Annotated in this window: 16 protein-coding genes; 4 read left to right on the top strand and 12 right to left on the bottom strand. The window is 65.0% G+C overall.

Annotated features, from left to right (window positions below; translation table 11 throughout):
* Nucleotides 1-19: 19 nt before the first annotated feature.
* Nucleotides 20-1,825, bottom strand: coding sequence for a CIA30 family protein (locus tag AC1DOQ_RS00185; protein ID WP_477358804.1), 1,806 nt, complete (start codon nucleotides 1,823-1,825; stop codon nucleotides 20-22).
* Between the two features lie 202 nt (nucleotides 1,826-2,027).
* Between AC1DOQ_RS00185 and AC1DOQ_RS00180 the strand changes: the two genes are divergently transcribed.
* From AC1DOQ_RS00180 to AC1DOQ_RS00170, 3 genes are all read left to right on the top strand, one after another.
* Nucleotides 2,028-2,474, top strand: a complete 447-nt coding sequence (locus AC1DOQ_RS00180; RefSeq protein WP_477358801.1) for a DUF2147 domain-containing protein — start codon at nucleotides 2,028-2,030, stop codon at nucleotides 2,472-2,474.
* A gap of 32 nt (nucleotides 2,475-2,506) precedes the next feature.
* A complete protein-coding gene (locus AC1DOQ_RS00175; protein ID WP_477358798.1) occupies nucleotides 2,507-4,690 on the top strand; it encodes a putative bifunctional diguanylate cyclase/phosphodiesterase in 2,184 nt (727 codons plus the stop codon).
* A gap of 91 nt (nucleotides 4,691-4,781) precedes the next feature.
* On the top strand, nucleotides 4,782-5,240 hold the full coding sequence (locus AC1DOQ_RS00170; protein WP_477358795.1) for a hypothetical protein: 459 nt from the start codon (nucleotides 4,782-4,784) through the stop codon (nucleotides 5,238-5,240).
* Here AC1DOQ_RS00170 and AC1DOQ_RS00165 read toward each other — a convergent pair.
* The 11 genes from AC1DOQ_RS00165 to tyrS form a co-directional block, all read right to left on the bottom strand.
* On the bottom strand, nucleotides 5,237-5,689 hold the full coding sequence (locus AC1DOQ_RS00165) for a YaiI/YqxD family protein (RefSeq protein WP_477358792.1): 453 nt from the start codon (nucleotides 5,687-5,689) through the stop codon (nucleotides 5,237-5,239). The genes AC1DOQ_RS00170 and AC1DOQ_RS00165 overlap by 4 nt on opposite strands.
* A 13-nt stretch (nucleotides 5,690-5,702) precedes the next feature.
* The gene (gene ruvB / locus AC1DOQ_RS00160) at nucleotides 5,703-6,770 is read right to left on the bottom strand and encodes a Holliday junction branch migration DNA helicase RuvB (protein ID WP_477358789.1); all 1,068 of its coding nucleotides are present in this window, start codon (nucleotides 6,768-6,770) and stop codon (nucleotides 5,703-5,705) included.
* Between the two features lie 75 nt (nucleotides 6,771-6,845).
* Nucleotides 6,846-7,424: a Holliday junction branch migration protein RuvA gene (gene ruvA / locus AC1DOQ_RS00155; protein WP_477358786.1), complete on the bottom strand. Its 579-nt coding sequence runs from the start codon at nucleotides 7,422-7,424 to the stop codon at nucleotides 6,846-6,848.
* 19 nt (nucleotides 7,425-7,443) lie between these two features.
* Nucleotides 7,444-7,986: a crossover junction endodeoxyribonuclease RuvC gene (gene ruvC, locus AC1DOQ_RS00150; RefSeq protein WP_477358783.1), complete on the bottom strand. Its 543-nt coding sequence runs from the start codon at nucleotides 7,984-7,986 to the stop codon at nucleotides 7,444-7,446.
* A 166-nt stretch (nucleotides 7,987-8,152) separates the two neighbouring features.
* Nucleotides 8,153-9,739, bottom strand: a complete 1,587-nt coding sequence (gene purH / locus AC1DOQ_RS00145) for a bifunctional phosphoribosylaminoimidazolecarboxamide formyltransferase/IMP cyclohydrolase (protein WP_477358781.1) — start codon at nucleotides 9,737-9,739, stop codon at nucleotides 8,153-8,155.
* 97 nt (nucleotides 9,740-9,836) lie between these two features.
* On the bottom strand, nucleotides 9,837-10,070 hold the full coding sequence (locus AC1DOQ_RS00140; RefSeq protein ID WP_036235444.1) for a helix-turn-helix domain-containing protein: 234 nt from the start codon (nucleotides 10,068-10,070) through the stop codon (nucleotides 9,837-9,839).
* An 87-nt stretch (nucleotides 10,071-10,157) separates the two neighbouring features.
* Entirely contained in the window at nucleotides 10,158-11,183 is a 1,026-nt protein-coding gene (gene dusB, locus AC1DOQ_RS00135) for a tRNA dihydrouridine synthase DusB (RefSeq protein ID WP_477358778.1), read from the bottom strand.
* Nucleotides 11,184-11,289: 106 nt separating this feature from the next.
* The gene (locus tag AC1DOQ_RS00130; protein ID WP_477358775.1) at nucleotides 11,290-11,931 is read right to left on the bottom strand and encodes a histidine phosphatase family protein; all 642 of its coding nucleotides are present in this window, start codon (nucleotides 11,929-11,931) and stop codon (nucleotides 11,290-11,292) included.
* A gap of 13 nt (nucleotides 11,932-11,944) precedes the next feature.
* A complete protein-coding gene (locus AC1DOQ_RS00125) occupies nucleotides 11,945-12,613 on the bottom strand; it encodes a YbhB/YbcL family Raf kinase inhibitor-like protein (protein WP_477358772.1) in 669 nt (222 codons plus the stop codon).
* 54 nt (nucleotides 12,614-12,667) lie between these two features.
* Nucleotides 12,668-13,126, bottom strand: a complete 459-nt coding sequence (gene dtd / locus AC1DOQ_RS00120; protein WP_477358769.1) for a D-aminoacyl-tRNA deacylase — start codon at nucleotides 13,124-13,126, stop codon at nucleotides 12,668-12,670.
* A gap of 10 nt (nucleotides 13,127-13,136) precedes the next feature.
* Nucleotides 13,137-14,411, bottom strand: coding sequence for a tyrosine--tRNA ligase (tyrS, locus tag AC1DOQ_RS00115; RefSeq protein ID WP_477358766.1), 1,275 nt, complete (start codon nucleotides 14,409-14,411; stop codon nucleotides 13,137-13,139).
* Between the two features lie 169 nt (nucleotides 14,412-14,580).
* Here tyrS and AC1DOQ_RS00110 point away from each other — a divergent pair, with 169 nt between their 5' ends.
* Entirely contained in the window at nucleotides 14,581-15,942 is a 1,362-nt protein-coding gene (locus tag AC1DOQ_RS00110) for a M23 family metallopeptidase (protein ID WP_477358763.1), read from the top strand.
* The last annotated feature ends 18 nt before the right edge of the window (nucleotides 15,943-15,960 follow it).

Raw genomic sequence — 15,960 nt, 5'->3', positions numbered from 1 at the left:
CGTCTTGTTGGTATGGTTGTCAGCGGTCGACCAGGCGAACGTCGGCGATCTCGAAGCGGTAATCGCCAGGTTGCGGTCCAGCATTAAATCCTATCATGGTCACCGCGGCCGGATCGAGTCCGTCGAAGGCGCTGAAGGGGATCGCCACTTCCTTCCACTCGGCGCCGGCCTCGAACGGCACGCCGCGCGGGATCGTCATGCCGCTCGATGCCATCGCCAGCATGTACTTGCGGCCGTCGCCCCGTACCCGGAAGCGGATCACCCTGGCGTTGCTCAGGTCGGCGCCCTGCATCGGCTGCGCGCCCGGCATGAAGGCCGCGCCGGCCCAGGGGTAGGCGAAACCGGGCTTGACCTTGGCGTCGACGGCGATCGCGGCGCCGCCTTCCTCGGCGGCCTTCGCATCGAGGTTCACGCTGGAGACACCGCCGGCGAACTTGTCGGAGGACGGCAGCCAGCCGGTGCCGAAGGGGCTGGCCAGGCGGCCGTCCTTCAGCAGGCTGATCCTGCCGTTGGCGGGCAGCGCCAGCGCGCGCTTGCCGGCGGCTTCCTGGGCCACGTGCTCACGCTGGCGGTCGCGCTGCGCGGCCATGCTTTCGCCATCCTTCCACACCTCGACGATACGGCGGGTGGCGCCGATGTCCTGCAGCGGATTGCCCTCGACCAGCACCAGGTCCGCCTTGTAGCCGGTCGCGATCGCGCCGCGCTTGCCCAGGCGGAAAGCCTTCGCCGGTGCGCTGGTGGCCGCCACCAGGGCTTCGCGCGGGCTCAGCCCGGCCTCGACCAGTGCGGCCAGTTCGTGGTGCAGGCTGGCGCCGTACTGGGTGCCGGGGTTGCCGGCGTCGGTGCCGGCCAGCACCGGCACGCCGGCCTTGCGCAGCGCGGCGGTCACCATCTTCGGCGCGTTCAGGGCGGCCGGCCGCGGCACGGGACCGTAGCCGGTTTCCAGGAAAGCGCGTTCCTCGCGGTCGAGCAGGCCGGCCACGGCCGGATCGTCGAGGATGTCGCGCGGCTTCACGCCCGCCATGCTCTCCAGCACCGAGAAGGTCGGCACGATGAAGGCGCCCTTCGACATCGCCAGCCGGGCCAGGCCGTCGGCCTCTTCCGGCGTCATCTTCGCGCCCAGGAACAGGTGGGCCAGGCCGTCCGCGCCCGCTTCCAGCGCGGCGCGCGCATTCGCCAGGGTGCTGATGTGGACCACGGCCAGCTTGCCGCGCTTGTGGGCGGCGTCGATCACCGCTTTCACGGTGGCGGGGTCGAGGCTGTTGAAGTGATGGTCGCCGAAGCCGTCTTCCATCACGATCTTGATGAAGTACGAACCCTCGGCGATGCGCTCGTCGACGAAGGCCTGGACGTCGGCGCCCTTTTCCAGGGTCGGGATCTTGATCGGGAATTCGGTGCCGTGTCCGCCCGGCGCCGTCACCAGGGTGCCGGCCGAGAACAGGTCGGCGCGGTCGCGGTTGCGGCCTTCCGCCATCGCCTTGCTGAAGTCCTGCATGATCGTTACCGGCGCCATCATGTCGACCTGGGTGGTAACGCCGAACACCAGCGGCAGCTCGAAATGCCGGTAGGTGTGGACGTGGGCGTCGATCAGGCCCGGCAGCAGGGTGCGGCCTTTGCCATCCACCACGCGCGCCCCGGCCGGCACCTTGCCGCGGTAATCGCCGTCGGCGATCACGCCGTCGCGCACCAGCACGGAACGGTGTTCGTGGGCGGTCTTGCCGTCGAACACGCGCACGTCCTGCACCAGGGTAGTGCCGGCAAGGGCGGAAGAAGCGCAGGCCAGGCCGGCGGCCAGCAGCAGCGAAGTCAGGATCGTCGGTTTCATGTGTTTCCCCTTGATTGTTGTATCGGTTTTCGTCGATGGCGATTGCCACTGGCGCCAGTATCGGGAAACGGCGCCGGCCGCGACAGAAGCGAGCGCCATCACTTTCAGGTGACAAATGTCATCCGCGAATTTCCATGCGGACGTTTACCGAACGACCGTACAGTTTGCTACACTCAATCACCCCTAAAACACCGGAGACACCATGCGCACCCTCATCAAGGCCACATTGATCGCGTCCATCCTCGCCGCCCCGCTCGCGTGGGCACAGGACGGTTCGCCGGTCGGCCTGTGGAAGACCATCGACGACAGCTCGGGCAAGCCGACCGCGCTGATCCGCATCACCGACAACCAGGGTGTGCTGACGGGCAAGATCGAGAAGCTGTTCCGCGCGCCGGACGAAGACCAGAATCCGAAATGCGTGGCCTGCACCGACGCGCGCAAGGACCAGCCCATCGTCGGCATGACCATCGTCTCCGGCCTGAAGAAGGACGGCGACGAATACAAGGGCGGCGAGATCCTGGACCCGAAGAACGGCAAGGTCTACAAGAGCAAATTGACGGTGCGCGAAGGCGGCAAGAAGGTCGAAGTGCGCGGCTATGTCGGCATGCCGATGTTCGGCCGCTCGCAGGTCTGGCTTCGTCAGGAGTGAACACCGGGTCATGGTGCGTTACACTGCGCGTCATGACACCGCCCGTTGACCCTCCTTCGGACCCGGCATCCAGCCAGGTCGCACGGTACCTGGCCGCGCCCGATGCGCCGCCGGTTCCCCTGCCCTATCTGACTTACCTGTTCGAACACGTCGCCGACGTCATCTTCTTCCTGGAGGTGCTGGATGGCGACCGTTACCGCTTTTCCGCGGTCAACGAGCGCTTCACGAAAACCACCGGCCTGCCGGTCGCCGCGGTGGTCGGCAAGGAAGTCGACGAGGTCATCCCGCCTGAATCCCTGGACCTGGTGAAGTCGAGATACCGGGAAGCCATTGCCACCGGCAAGGTCATGCGCTGGCAGGAAGTGTCGGCCTACCCGACCGGCACCAAGACCGGCGAGGTTACCGTGTCGCCGGTGATCGATGCGGACGGCGCCTGCCGCCTGCTGATGGGCGTGGTGCACGACATCACCGAGCATGTGCATAACCGGCACCAGCTCGAACTCGCTTCGCTGATGTTCGAGAACAGCCACGATGCGATCGCCGTGCTCGACCCCGAGGGCCGCATCGAGGCGGTCAATCCGGCCTTTACCGAGGTGCACGGCTTTTCGCTGGACGAGATTGCCGGCAAGGCGCCGCGCGTGTACGCCGCCGGCCTGGAAGAGCCTGGTTTCAACGAAGCAATGTGGGCGCAGCTGCGCGCCACCGGAAACTGGCAGGGCGAAGTATGGAGCCGCCACAAGGACGGCCACGTGCTGGCCGAGTACCGCACCATCACCGCCGCCCGCGGTCCGGACGGACAGGTCCGCAACTACATCGAGATCGGCACCGACATCACCGAGAGCAAGCGCGCGGAAGAGCTGGCCTGGCGCCAGGGGAACTACGATGTCCTGACGGGCCTGCCGAACCGCCAGATGTTCATGGAGCGCGTGGACCAGGCCATCCACGATGCCGACCAGGAGGCCGGCAGCTTCACCCTGCTGGTGATCGACCTCGACCGCTTCAAGGACGTCAACGAAACCCTGGGCCACTCCGCCGGCGACGAGATCCTGAAGGATGCCGCGCAGCGGCTGCTCGAGTGCACGCGCGACGGCGACACCGTGGCCCGCCTCGGCGGCGACGAGTTCATGGTGCTGCTGGCCTCGGCAGGCACGGCCGACCGGACGGCGCAAACCATCATCCAGGCGATGGCCCGCCCCTTCGCCATCGCCGACGAAACCCTGCACCTGTCGGCCAGCATCGGCATCACGCATTACCCGCGCGACGCCACCGACATGGAAAGCCTGATCAAGCACGCCGACCAGGCCATGTACGTGGCCAAGCAGCAGGGACGCAACCGCTATGCGTATTTCTCGCATGTGATGCAGGAGCGCGCTCAGGCGCGCCGGCAGCTGATCAAGGACTTGCGCAACGCGCTGGGCGAACGCCAGCTCGAAGTCCACTACCAGCCCATCGTCGACCTGGCGACCGGCGCCCTGCAGAAGGCCGAATCGCTGGTGCGTTGGACCCATCCGCAACGCGGCATGATCGGCCCGGCCGAATTCATTCCCCTGTGCGAAGAGACCGGGATGATCGTCGACCTCGGCGAACAGATCTTCGAGACGGTGGTGCGCGACGTCGCCGACTGGGAACGGGAGCATGGCGCCATCCTTCAGGTCGGCGTCAACATGTCGCCGGTCCAGCTGCTGTCCGGCCGCGAATCCTGTGAGCGCTGCTTCCAGCTGGCCAGGAATGCCGCGCTGCCGGAACATACCCTGACCGTCGAAGTGACCGAGGGCATGCTGCTCGACAATAACCCCATCGTCATCCAGCAATTGCGCCAGATCGCCGAGCATGGCATCGACCTGGCACTGGACGATTTCGGCACCGGTTATTCGTCCCTGTCCTACCTGAAGAAATTCGAGTTCCAGTACCTGAAGATCGACCGCTCCTTCGTCATGCACCTGGAAGCCGGCACCACCGACTTCGCCTTGTGCGAAACGATCGTCACGATGGCCCACAAGCTCGGCATGCAGGTCATCGCCGAAGGCATCGAAACGCCCGAACAGCTCGAACTGCTCCAGCAGGCCGGCTGCGATTTCGGCCAGGGCTACCTGTTTTCGAAGGCCGTTCCGCGGCGGGTCATCGGCCAATGGCTCGCCAGCCAGACCATGCCATGGATGCGCAGCGGCTTTGCCGCACAGGCCTTCAAACGTGCGCATCAGCAATTATCTCGATGATAAGATTGCCTGGCACATCGTTGTGCCTGATCCGAGGAAATCCAGTGAACCGTCTACATCCAGTGCGGCCATGCGCCAGGGGAACCGCGTCATGATCTTTCTGCGTCTGCTTGCCCTGCTCGCGGGCGGCCTGGTCCTCATCCTGCCGCCGGCCCTGCTGTCGAATGCCGGCCAGACCGGCATGCCGGCCTGGATCGTCGCCGGCGGCCTGGCCGGGCTCGCACTGGTTGCGCTCAGCTTCCTCTACATCGCCGTGCTGGGCAAGCGCATGCGCCGTTCCACGCATGCCCGCACGCTCGGTGGCCTGTTGCTGCTGATCCCGGCCACCGCCGGCATCGTCGTGCTGGCGACGCGCACCAATGCCGAGCTGCTGTGGGCCAGCGGCATCCTGGTGTCGTTCACGGTGCTGCTGTTCATCAGCTTCGTCTACCCGGCAGCGCCGGACCGCCGCCAGCGCCCGATGCGCGAGCGCGAGCGCGAACGCAGCGAACCCTCGCTGGTGCTGGTCCAGCGCCATCCGTCGGCGGAACGGCGCGGTTCTAGGTTCTAGGTTCTTGGGCGGCGCGCCAGATATTTGTCGAGGGAATTGGCAAATTGCTGGCGGTCGGCCTGGCTGAAGGCGGCGGGACCGCCGGTGTCGATGCCGCCGCTGCGCAACTCTTCCATGAAGGCGCGCATCGTCAGCTGCTGGGCGATGTTGTCTTTCGTATAGAAGTCACCGCGCGGATTCAGCGCATCCCCACCCTTTTCCAGTACCCGCGCCGCCAGCGGAATGTCGCCGGTGATCACCAGGTCGCCCGGCGCCAGGCGCTCGACGATCTCGGTATCGGCGACGTCGGGCCCGCTCGGCACCTGGAGCGCGCGGATGTAGCGCGAACCCGGCACCCGGATCAGCTGGTTGGCGACCAGGGTCACCTGCAGCTGCAGGCGCTCGGCCACGCGGAACAGGATGTCCTTGATCACGCCCGGGCAGGCATCGGCATCGACCCAGATTTCCATGGCCGGCGGCGCCTTATGCCGGCGGCAGGTTGTCCCACAGGTCGCCGGTCGGGCTGATGCGGGGTGCGGCGACGCCGAAATGCTTGTAGGCCAGCGGCGTGGCGATGCGCCCGCGCGGGGTGCGCTGCAGATAGCCTTGCTGGATCAGGTAGGGTTCGAGCACGTCCTCGATGGTGTCGGCGGCCTCGCCGATCGCCGCCGCCAGGTTGCCGATGCCGACCGGGCCGCCGGCAAACTTGAACAGCACCGCTTCCAGGAGCTTACGGTCCATCACGTCGAAGCCGACGGTGTCGACGTCCAGCATCTTCAGCGCGCGGTCGGCCATGTCCTTGGTGATTTCGCCGGTGCCCTTCACTTCCGCATAGTCGCGCACGCGGCGCAGCAGGCGGTTGGCGATACGCGGGGTGCCGCGGGCACGCTTGGCGACTTCGCGCGCGCCCTCCTCGTTGATCGGCGCCTCCAGCAGCGCCGCGCTGCGGGTCACGATCTTGGTCAGCTCGTCGACGTTGTAGAACTCGAGGCGGGCGACGATGCCGAAGCGGTCGCGCAGCGGATTGGTCAGCATGCCGGCGCGCGTGGTCGCGCCGACCAGGGTGAAGGGCTGCAGGTCGAGCTTCACGGAACGCGCGGCCGGGCCCTCGCCGATCATGATGTCGATCTGGTAGTCCTCGAGCGCGGGATACAAAATCTCCTCGACCACCGGCGATAAACGGTGGATTTCGTCGATGAACAGCACGTCGTTCGCTTCGAGGTTGGTCAGCAGCGCCGCCAGGTCGCCCGGACGCTCCAGCACCGGGCCGGACGTCTGGCGCAGGTTCACGCCCATCTCGCGCGCGATGATGTGGGCCAGCGTGGTTTTACCCAGGCCCGGCGGACCGAACAGCAGGGTGTGGTCGAGCGCCTCGCGGCGCTTGCGGGCGGCCGAGATGAAGATCTCGAGCTGGTCGCGGATTTTCGACTGGCCGACGTATTCGTCGAGGTGCTTGGGCCGCAAGGCGCGCTCGATCGCCTCCTCGTTCGGCGAGGCCGGCGCGGCGTCGATGATGCGCTGCTCGGTGAAGTTGTCGGTTTGGATGCTCATGGTTTCAATTTACGTTTGCGCGCGCGGGCACGGGGTGCCCGCCCTACGGTAGGGTGGGCACCCCGTGCCCACGCATCACGCCTTGGACAACGATTTCAGCGCCAGCTTGATGCCCTCGGAAACACTGGTCCCCGCCGGCATGTTCTTGATCGCCGCCAGCGCTTCCTTGTCAGAATACCCCAAGGCCAGCAGCGCATTGAGCACGTCTGCCTGGGCGTCGTCCTGCACGGCGCCGCCGACCGCGCCGATGTCGGCGCCCAGCTTGCCCTTCAGTTCCAGCAGCAGGCGCTCGGCGGTCTTCTTGCCGATGCCCGGGATCTTGACCAGGCGTCCGGCTTCCTGCAGGGTCACGGCCTGGGACAGGTCGGCCACCGACATGCCGGACAGGATCGCCAGCGCGGTGCGGGCGCCGACGCCGGTGATCTTGATCAGCTGGCGGAACACGGCGCGCTCGCTGGCGGAGCCGAAGCCGAACAGCAGGTGCGCGTCTTCCCGCACCACGTAGTGGGTGAACAGGACCACCTTCTCGCCAGTGTGCGGCAGGTTGTAGAAGGTGCCCATCGGCACGTCGACCTCGTAGCCGACGCCCTGGCAATCCACGAGCACTTGCGGGGGATTCTTTTCCAGCAGCACGCCGGAGAGACGACCGATCATGGTTGACCTTTCAATGTAATCAGGAGGAGACCAGGCGGCCGCGCCGCATGTGCAGGGCCGGCTTTTCCGGGGACAGCGAACCGATCAGCGCCAGCGCATCCATGCCGTGGGCGTGGCAGATCGCGATGCCGAGGGCGTCGGCGGCGTCGCTGCCGGGCAGGCCGGGGAGCTTCAGGAGGCGCGCCACCATTTCCTGGACCTGGGCCTTGACGGCCTTGCCGCTACCGACGACGGCCTGCTTGACCTCGGCCGGCGTGTATTCCGCCACCTCGAGGTCGGCCCCGACCAGCGCCGTGATGGCGGCGCCGCGCGCGGCGCCGAGCAGCAGGGTCGACTGCGGATTCACGTTGACGAAGACTTTTTCGATGGCCGCGCAGGCCGGCTTGTAGGTGGCGACGACTTCGCTGACGCCGGCCAGGATGATCTTGAGGCGCGGCGGCAAGGCGCCCTCCGTGCCGGTCTTGATGGTACCGGATGCGATATAGCGCAGCCGCTGCCCGTGTTTTTCAATGACCCCGAACCCCGTCGTGCGCAGGCCCGGGTCGATGCCGAGAATAATCATTATCGAATGTTATACCGGCTGGCTTGTTTCGTGGGAAAAATACTGTGCAAAAACACAGGTGCATGGTGAACATGCCACGCAATCCGCGTGGGCTCGGGGAGCCCACCCTACGATTCGCCATGTCATCTCGTAGGGTGGGCACACCGTGCCCACGCATAACGTCAAATCAATGGCGGAAGTGACGGGTGCCCGTATAGAGCATGACCACGCCACGCTCGTCCGCCGCATCGATCACTTCCTGGTCGCGCATCGAGCCGCCCGGGTGGATGACGCAGGTCGCGCCGGCATCGACCACCACGTCCAGGCCGTCGCGGAACGGGAAGAAGGCGTCCGACGCCACCGCCGAGCCGACCAGCGACAGGCCGGCGTTCTGGGCCTTGATCGAAGCGATGCGGGCCGAGTCGATGCGGCTCATCTGGCCGGCGCCGACGCCCAGGGTCATGCCGTTGGCGCAGAACACGATCGCGTTCGACTTGACGAACTTGGCCACGCGCCAGGCGAACATCAGGTCCGCCAGTTGCTGCGGGGTCGGCTGTTTCTTGGTGACCACGCGCAGGTCGGCCGGCAGCACGTTCTTCGCATCCGGCGATTGCACCAGCAGGCCGCCGCCGACGCGCTTGACGTCGAACAGGTTCTGGCCCTCACCCAGCGCGATCTCGAGCAGGCGCACGTTCTGCTTGGCCGCCATGATCTGGCGCGCTTCCGCCGTGAAGGCCGGGGCGATCACCACTTCCACGAACAGCTTGGCGATCGCTTCCGCGGCCTGGCCGTCGACCGGCACGTTGAAGGCGATGATGCCGCCGAAGGCCGAGGTCGGATCGGTCTTCAGGGCGCGCTGGTAGGCGTCCAGGGCGTCGGCGCCGATCGCCACGCCGCAGGGATTCGCGTGCTTGATGATCACGCAGCCAGCCGGCTGCTCGAGCCCGCCCAGCGTCTTGACACATTCCCAGGCGGCATCGGCGTCGGCGATATTGTTGTACGACAGTTCCTTGCCCTGCAGCTGGCGGTAGTTGGCCAGGCTGCCGGCGGCCGGAATCAGGTCGCGATAGAAGGCGGCGCTCTGGTGCGGGTTCTCGCCGTAGCGCATGTCCTGGACCTTCTCGAAGTGCAGGTTCAGGGTCTGCGGGTAGGCGGCGCGGGTGGCGTGCTGCTTGTCGTCGCCCAGGCTGGTCAGGTAGTTGGTGATCGCGCTGTCGTACTGCGCGGTGTGGGCGAAGACTTTCTTTGCCAGGCGGAACTTGGTGTCGTAGGAGACGCTGCCGGCAGCCTCGCCAATGCCTTTCATTTCCGCCAGCACCGGACCGTAGTCGGCCGGGTCGACGATCACGACCACGTCGCGGTGGTTCTTGGCCGCCGAACGCAGCATGGTCGGGCCGCCGATGTCGATGTTCTCGATCGCGTCTTCCAGCGAGCACTGCTCCTTGGCGACGGTCGCCTGGAAGGGGTAGAGGTTGACCACGACCATGTCGATCTGCGGGATGCCATGCTCTTCCAGCTTGGCAACGTGCTCAGGCAGGTCGCGGCGCGCCAGGATGCCGCCGTGCACTTTCGGGTGCAGGGTCTTGACGCGGCCATCGAGCATTTCCGGGAAACCCGTGTAGTCGGCGACTTCGGTGACGGAGACGCCATTGTCCTGCAGCAGCTTGGCGGTACCGCCGGTCGACAGGATGTTCACGCCGAGTGCGGACAGCGCGCGCGCGAAATCGAGCACGCCGGTTTTATCGGAAACGGAAATGAGGGCTTGTTTGATCATGGGAGAGGCCTGTTGATAAAAATCGGTGCGAGCATGGAGTGTCTACTACGCCGGACAGGGTCGGCGCACGCTCGCACGCCGGCCCTCCCGCCGGCGTTTACAGCAGCCCGTGCTCCTGCAATTTCTTGCGCAGGGTATTGCGATTAATGCCCAGCATCTGCGCGGCATGCGACTGGTTGCCCTCGGCACGGGTCATCACCACTTGCAGGATCGGCTTTTCGACGGTCAGCAGCATCATGTCGTAGATATTCGTCGGTTTCTGCTCGCCCAGGTCGTTGAAATAATCTTCGAGGCTTTTCTGAACGACTTCCTGGATACTTTCTTTGCTCATGTGCTACTTCACCTTGGTTGATGTGCCGCTTTTGGCAGCCCTGTCTCCGATTATTTCTTATTTTTTTGCTATTACTTGATTATTCGTTCATGCCGCAATCGCGACATCATCGGAATGCGCGGGCCGGTATTGTAACCGCTCGCCATACCGCCGTTGCGATTTGAAAAATTCATCCACGGCTGCCAGCTGCTCGGCGGTCGATTCCAGCAGGTTCATGCGCTGGCGGAATTCCTCGCCGCCGGCCAGGTCCTGCACATACCAGCCGATGTGCTTGCGCGCGGTGCGCACGCCCAGGTATTCACCATAGAAGGCGTAATGGGCCGGCAGGTGTTCGTTCATCAGCTCGCGCACTTCCTCGACCAGCGGCGCCGGCAGGTGTTCGCCGGTACGCAGGTAGTGATCGATCTCGCGGCAGATCCAGGGACGGCCCTGGGCCGCGCGCCCGATCATGACGGCGTCGGCGCCCGTGTGGTCGAGCACGAATTTCGCCTTTTCCGGGGTGGTGATGTCGCCATTCGCCACCACCGGAATCGAGACCGCCGCCTTCACCGCGGCGATGGTGTCGTATTCGGCATCGCCCTTGTAGCCGTCGGCGCGGGTGCGGCCGTGCAGGGTCAGCATGGCGATGCCGGCCTGCTCGGCCATGCGCGCGATCGTCAGGGCATTCTTGTTCTGGCGGTCCCAGCCGGTGCGGAATTTCAGCGTGACCGGCACGTCGACGGCGCTCACCACGGCTTCGAGGATGCGCTGGACCAGGTCCTCGTGCTGCAGCAGGGCCGAGCCGCACCAATTGTTGCAGACCTTCTTGACCGGGCAGCCCATATTGATGTCGATGATCTGGGCGCCGCGGTCGACGTTGAACTTCGCGCATTCCGCCAGTTCTTCCGGCACCGCGCCGGCGATCTGCACCGCCTTCGGCTCCATCTCGCCGGCATGGTCGGTGCGCCGCGAAGACTTTTCGCTGGCCCACAGGCGCGGATTCGAGGCTGCCATCTCCGACACCGCATAGCCGGCGCCGAGCTTCTTGCACAGCTGGCGGAACGGGCGGTCGGTCACCCCGGCCATCGGAGCGACGAAGACATTGTTACGCAGCGCGTAGGGACCAATTTGCACGGGAGAAAAACCAGAAAATAATCGGGAACTCGCTATTTTACCCGAATCGCTGCTCAATTTATCAGCAGACTTTTTTCGTGTGTTGCAAATCTGACATAAGCCCCTGTCAGCTCAGCTCGTCGAGCAGGGCCGGACGCAGGTGGGCCACCTCGCCCCAGCTCTCGAGCAGGAGTTTGCCGTCGTCGACGCGGAAACGGTTGATGCTGGCGTTGTAGACCTTGAAGTCGCGCGGCGTTTCCAGCGGCAGCGCCCTGGCCATCCGGTAGGCGCACTCGAGCACGCCGCCGTGGGCCACCATGGCGATGCTGCGGCCCGGATGCGCCGCCGCGGTGGCCAGGATGGCGCTGGTGGCGCGGGTGTAGAACTGGCGGAAGGTTTCGCCACGATTTTTGCCAGTTGGCAAAATTGCGTCGACGTCGCGCGCCTGCCAGGCGGCAAATTCGGCCGGGAAGCGCTGTTCGATCTCGCTGTACAGCAAGCCTTCGAAGCCGCCGTAGCAGCGTTCGCGCAGGGCCGGGTCGACGTGCAGGGGCATGCCGCGCACGGTGGCCACGGCCTGGGCCGTCTGGCGGGCGCGGTGCAGGTCGCTGGAGACGACCACGTCGATGGACTCGGACTCCAGCGCTTCGGCCAGCAGCCGGGCCTGGCGTTCGCCTTCCTCGTTCAGCGGGATATCGAGGTGGCCCTGCAGGCGGCGTTCGGCGTTCCAGGCGGTTTCGCCATGGCGGATCAGGAGGATCTTGTTCAACTATTTATCGCGATTATTTGTCAATGAGAGTGGCAGCGATTTGCGGGTTCAGCGAGTAGACGCCGAAGATCCGCGCTTCGTCCAGGATGTGGCCCGTGATCGCCAGGCGCGCCTCCCTGCCGGTGAAGCGCCCGGTCAATGGCAGGCGCGGGATGTCGAGGGCATACAGCGTGAACACATAGGTGTGGACGCGCTCGTCGTTCCAGGGTGGACAGGGACCGTCGTAGCCGTAGTACTCCCCGGCCATGTCGGGGTCGTTGGCGAACCAGCTCGTATAGTCGTTGATGCCGTGGCGCAGCTGGTGCTCGGTGCCGTTCTTGATCGTGAACGGGACCAGCGGACCGCTCTTGCCGCCCGGCGTGACCATGTCCGAGAACAAGCCTTCGGCAAAGGAATTCAGGCTGACCGGGATGTCGACCAGCGACCAGTGGTAGAAGTCGGTGCGCGGCAAGGCGTCCGGCACCGTCCTCCCCTCCTTGTTGACGTCGGCGCCGCTGGTCGGCACGTCGAGGTCGTGACACAGCAGCACCAGGGACTCGGCGCCGGCCGGGACGTCGTCCCAGGCGATGTGGGGGCTGCGGTTGCTCGACAGCTTGATGTGGCTGCCGGGGTCGATCTCGGCGAACGCGCAGCGGGGCGGGATGAGGCCGCCCTCGATAAAGGAATCACTCCAGATTTTCATCGCTCAGCCCTCCATTCCCCTCTGTTACATTGACCCGCGCCACCCGCCGCAGTTTCAGCTCGGGACCTTGGGTGGATCAACACGAAGCCAGAAAGTCACTGGACCGTCATTGGTCAGCGAGACTTGCATGTCGGCGCCGAAGCGGCCGGTCTCGACCTTACCGTGACGCTCGCGCGCCTGGCGCACGAAACGCTCGAACAGGCGGCGCCCGTCTTCCGGCGCGGCGGCCGGCGAAAACGAGGGCCGGGTGCCGGAGCGGGTGTCGGCCGCCAGCGTGAACTGCGGCACCAGCAGCAGGCCGCCCTCGACGTCGGCGACGCTGCGGTTCATCTTGCCGGCCTCGTCGGAAAAGACGCGGTAGCCGAGCAGCTTCGCGAGCAAGGCATCGGCCTCGCGCTCGGTATCGCCCTTCTCGGCGCAGACCAGCACCATCAGCCCGCGGCCGATGGCGCCGATGGTCTCACCGTCGACCACGACGCTGGCCTGGGTCACACGTTGTAGTAAGCCGATCATTACAGACCGATCATGCCGCAACCAGGGTCACGCGCGCGAACTTGCGTTTGCCGACCTGCAACACGAAGGTGCCGGCCTCGACCTGCAGCGACTTGTCGGACACGACCGTGCCGTCGATGCGCACGCCGCCCTGGTCGATCATGCGCATGGCTTCCGAGCTGGAAGCGCACAGGCCGGTCTGGCGCAGCAGCTGGGGCAGGCCCAGCGGCGCACCGCCGATGCCGACTTCCGGCACGTCGTCCGGGATCCCGCCCTTCGAGCGGTTGACGAAGTCGGCTAGCGCATCCTCGGCCGCCTGTTGCGAGTGGAAGCGCGCCACGATTTCCTGGGCCAGCGCAACCTTGGCGTCGCGCGGGTTGGCGCCGCCCTCGACGGCCTTCTTCAGCGCCGCCAGCTCGTCCAGGGATCGGAAGGACAGCAGTTCGTAATACTTCCACATCATCACGTCCGAGATGCTCATCAGCTTGCCGAACATGGTATTGGCCGGTTCGGTGATGCCGATGTAGTTGTTCTTGGACTTGGACATCTTCTCGACGCCGTCCAGGCCCTCGAGCAGCGGCATGGTCAGGATGCACTGCGGCTCCTGGCCGTAGTCTTTCTGCAACTCACGGCCCACGAGCAGGTTGAATTTTTGATCAGTTCCACCTAGCTCAAGGTCTGCTTTCAAAGCGACCGAATCGTAGCCTTGCATGAGCGGATACAGGAACTCATGGACCGAAATCGGAGTCCCATTCTTGAAGCGCTTGGTGAAGTCGTCGCGCTCCATCATGCGTGCCACCGTGTAACGCGAGGCCAGCTGGATCATGCCTCGCGCGCCCAGCGGATCGCACCACTCGGAGTTGTAGCGGATTTCCGTGCGGGCGGGATCGAGCACCAGCGAAGCCTGCTTGAAATAGGTCTGCGCATTGGTTTCGATCTGTTCGCGGGTCAGCGGCGGACGGGTCACGTTGCGGCCCGAAGGGTCGCCGATCATCGACGTGAAGTCGCCGATCAGGAAGATCACCTGGTGGCCCAGGTCCTGCAGCTGGCGCAGCTTGTTCAGCACCACGGTGTGGCCCAGGTGCAGGTCGGGCGCGGTCGGATCCAGGCCCAGCTTGATGCGCAGCGGCTGGCCGCTCTTCTCGGAGCGCGCCAGCTTCTGGGCGAATTCGCTCTCGATCAGCAGTTCGTCGACACCGCGTTTGGTGATCGCAAGGGCTTCCTGGACGGCATCGCTCAAGGGAAGAGCCGTCGCCCCGGCCGAAGTTGCAGTTTTGGCATTACCAGAAAGCTCAGCAGAAGTCATAAAAATCTTGTAGGAATAAGGCTAAAACGGTTGTAGGACCCCGTATTTTGATATAATTCGCGATCCCGTCAATCTTGCCGCATGAAAAGTTTCACAGACAACAAGTAAGAAAACAAAAAGAAAAAGCGTTGGTCTTGGGACGATGAAGCGGTAAATTTTAACTGATTGCATGAACCCAATACAGAAAATCACCGGCAAGCGCTGGTTCGGTCTCGCAGAGACCAGCCGTAAAACCCGCATCATTGCGGGCGGCGCCGCTGCGCTGGCCCTATGTGCCTTCGGCGCGACCGCAGTCGCCCCGATCGCGCCGGACGCCTCCGACATTCCTGTCAAGTCCATCGCACAAGACCTGCAACTGCCGAACCTGGCTGACCAGATCGCCGCGCTGCAGCAAGACCAGCAGGAATTCATCCACGAAGAACGCATCCGCCCGGGCGACTCGCTCGGCTCCGTCTTCACCCGCCTCGGCATCGACGACCAGCAGGCAGCAGCCTTCGTCCGCAACGACAAGCTGGCCCGCAGCATCCTCTCCCTCAAGACCGGCAAGCGCATCCAGGCCGAGACCGACGAGAACGGCCTGATGCTGACGCTGCGCGCCACCATCGCCGTCGACAAGGATCAATTTAATACCGTTACCGTGACGCGCAAGGGCGACAAGTTCGTCGTCACCAAGACGCCGGCCGAACTCGAGCGCCGCGTCGAGATGCGTTCGCGCGAAATCAGCACCTCGCTGTACGCCGCCACCGACGCCAACGTCGACGGCGGCCAGATCCCGGATTCGGTGGTCAACCAGATCATCGAGATGTTCTCGACCAACATCGACTTCCGCACGGACCTGAAGCGCGGCGACCGTTTCAACGTCGTCTATGAAAACTTCTACCAGGATGGCGAACTGGTCCGTACCGGCCGCGTGCTGGCCGGCGAGTTCATCAACCGCGGCACCGCCTACCAGTCGGTCTGGTACGAAGACCCGGTCAGCCACCAGGGCGGCTACTACAGCCTGGACGGCCAATCGCTGAAGAAAGCCTTCCTGAAGTCGCCGGTCGCCTTCAGCCGCATCTCCTCCGGCTTCTCGATGCGCATGCACCCGGTGTTCAATGTGTGGAAAGCGCACAAGGGTGTCGACATGGCCGCGCCGATGGGCACCCCGATCCGCGCCGCCGGCGACGGCACCGTCGATTTCGTCGGCGTGTCGAACGGCTACGGCAACATGGTCGTGCTCAAGCACTGGTCGAACTACAGCACCGCCTACGGCCACATGAGCCGTTTCGCCAGCGGCCTGCGCCGCGGCGAGAAGGTCCATCAGGGCGACGTGATCGGCTACGTCGGCGCGACCGGCTGGGCAACCGGCCCGCACCTGCACTACGAATTCCGTATCGGCGGCCAGGCTACCGACCCGATGAAGCTGAAGAACCTGCAGGCCCAGCCGCTGAACGCCGGCGAACTGTCGCGCTTCCGCATGGCCGCCACCGAGATGTCGCACCGCTTCTCGCTGCTGAATCCGGCCGGCAACGCGATGGCTGCGCGCTGAGCTGCAGCTGAACCGTAG

The organism is Massilia sp. 01N417 (assembly GCF_056399645.1).
Note: the sequence above shows the minus strand (reverse complement) of the source record. Positions and strands in the feature narration are given on the sequence as shown.

Coding starts and splice junctions, on each gene's coding strand:
- AC1DOQ_RS00185 (WP_477358804.1), bottom strand. CDS start 1,825: ATGAAACCGACGATCCTGACTTCGCTGCTGCTGGCCGCCGGCCTGGCC.
- AC1DOQ_RS00180 (WP_477358801.1), top strand. CDS start 2,028: ATGCGCACCCTCATCAAGGCCACATTGATCGCGTCCATCCTCGCCGCC.
- AC1DOQ_RS00175 (WP_477358798.1), top strand. CDS start 2,507: ATGACACCGCCCGTTGACCCTCCTTCGGACCCGGCATCCAGCCAGGTC.
- AC1DOQ_RS00170 (WP_477358795.1), top strand. CDS start 4,782: ATGATCTTTCTGCGTCTGCTTGCCCTGCTCGCGGGCGGCCTGGTCCTC.
- AC1DOQ_RS00165 (WP_477358792.1), bottom strand. CDS start 5,689: ATGGAAATCTGGGTCGATGCCGATGCCTGCCCGGGCGTGATCAAGGAC.
- ruvB (WP_477358789.1), bottom strand. CDS start 6,770: ATGAGCATCCAAACCGACAACTTCACCGAGCAGCGCATCATCGACGCC.
- ruvA (WP_477358786.1), bottom strand. CDS start 7,424: ATGATCGGTCGTCTCTCCGGCGTGCTGCTGGAAAAGAATCCCCCGCAA.
- ruvC (WP_477358783.1), bottom strand. CDS start 7,986: ATGATTATTCTCGGCATCGACCCGGGCCTGCGCACGACGGGGTTCGGG.
- purH (WP_477358781.1), bottom strand. CDS start 9,739: ATGATCAAACAAGCCCTCATTTCCGTTTCCGATAAAACCGGCGTGCTC.
- AC1DOQ_RS00140 (WP_036235444.1), bottom strand. CDS start 10,070: ATGAGCAAAGAAAGTATCCAGGAAGTCGTTCAGAAAAGCCTCGAAGAT.
- AC1DOQ_RS00125 (WP_477358772.1), bottom strand. CDS start 12,613: ATGAAAATCTGGAGTGATTCCTTTATCGAGGGCGGCCTCATCCCGCCC.
- dtd (WP_477358769.1), bottom strand. CDS start 13,126: ATGATCGGCTTACTACAACGTGTGACCCAGGCCAGCGTCGTGGTCGAC.
- tyrS (WP_477358766.1), bottom strand. CDS start 14,411: ATGACTTCTGCTGAGCTTTCTGGTAATGCCAAAACTGCAACTTCGGCC.
- AC1DOQ_RS00110 (WP_477358763.1), top strand. CDS start 14,581: ATGAACCCAATACAGAAAATCACCGGCAAGCGCTGGTTCGGTCTCGCA.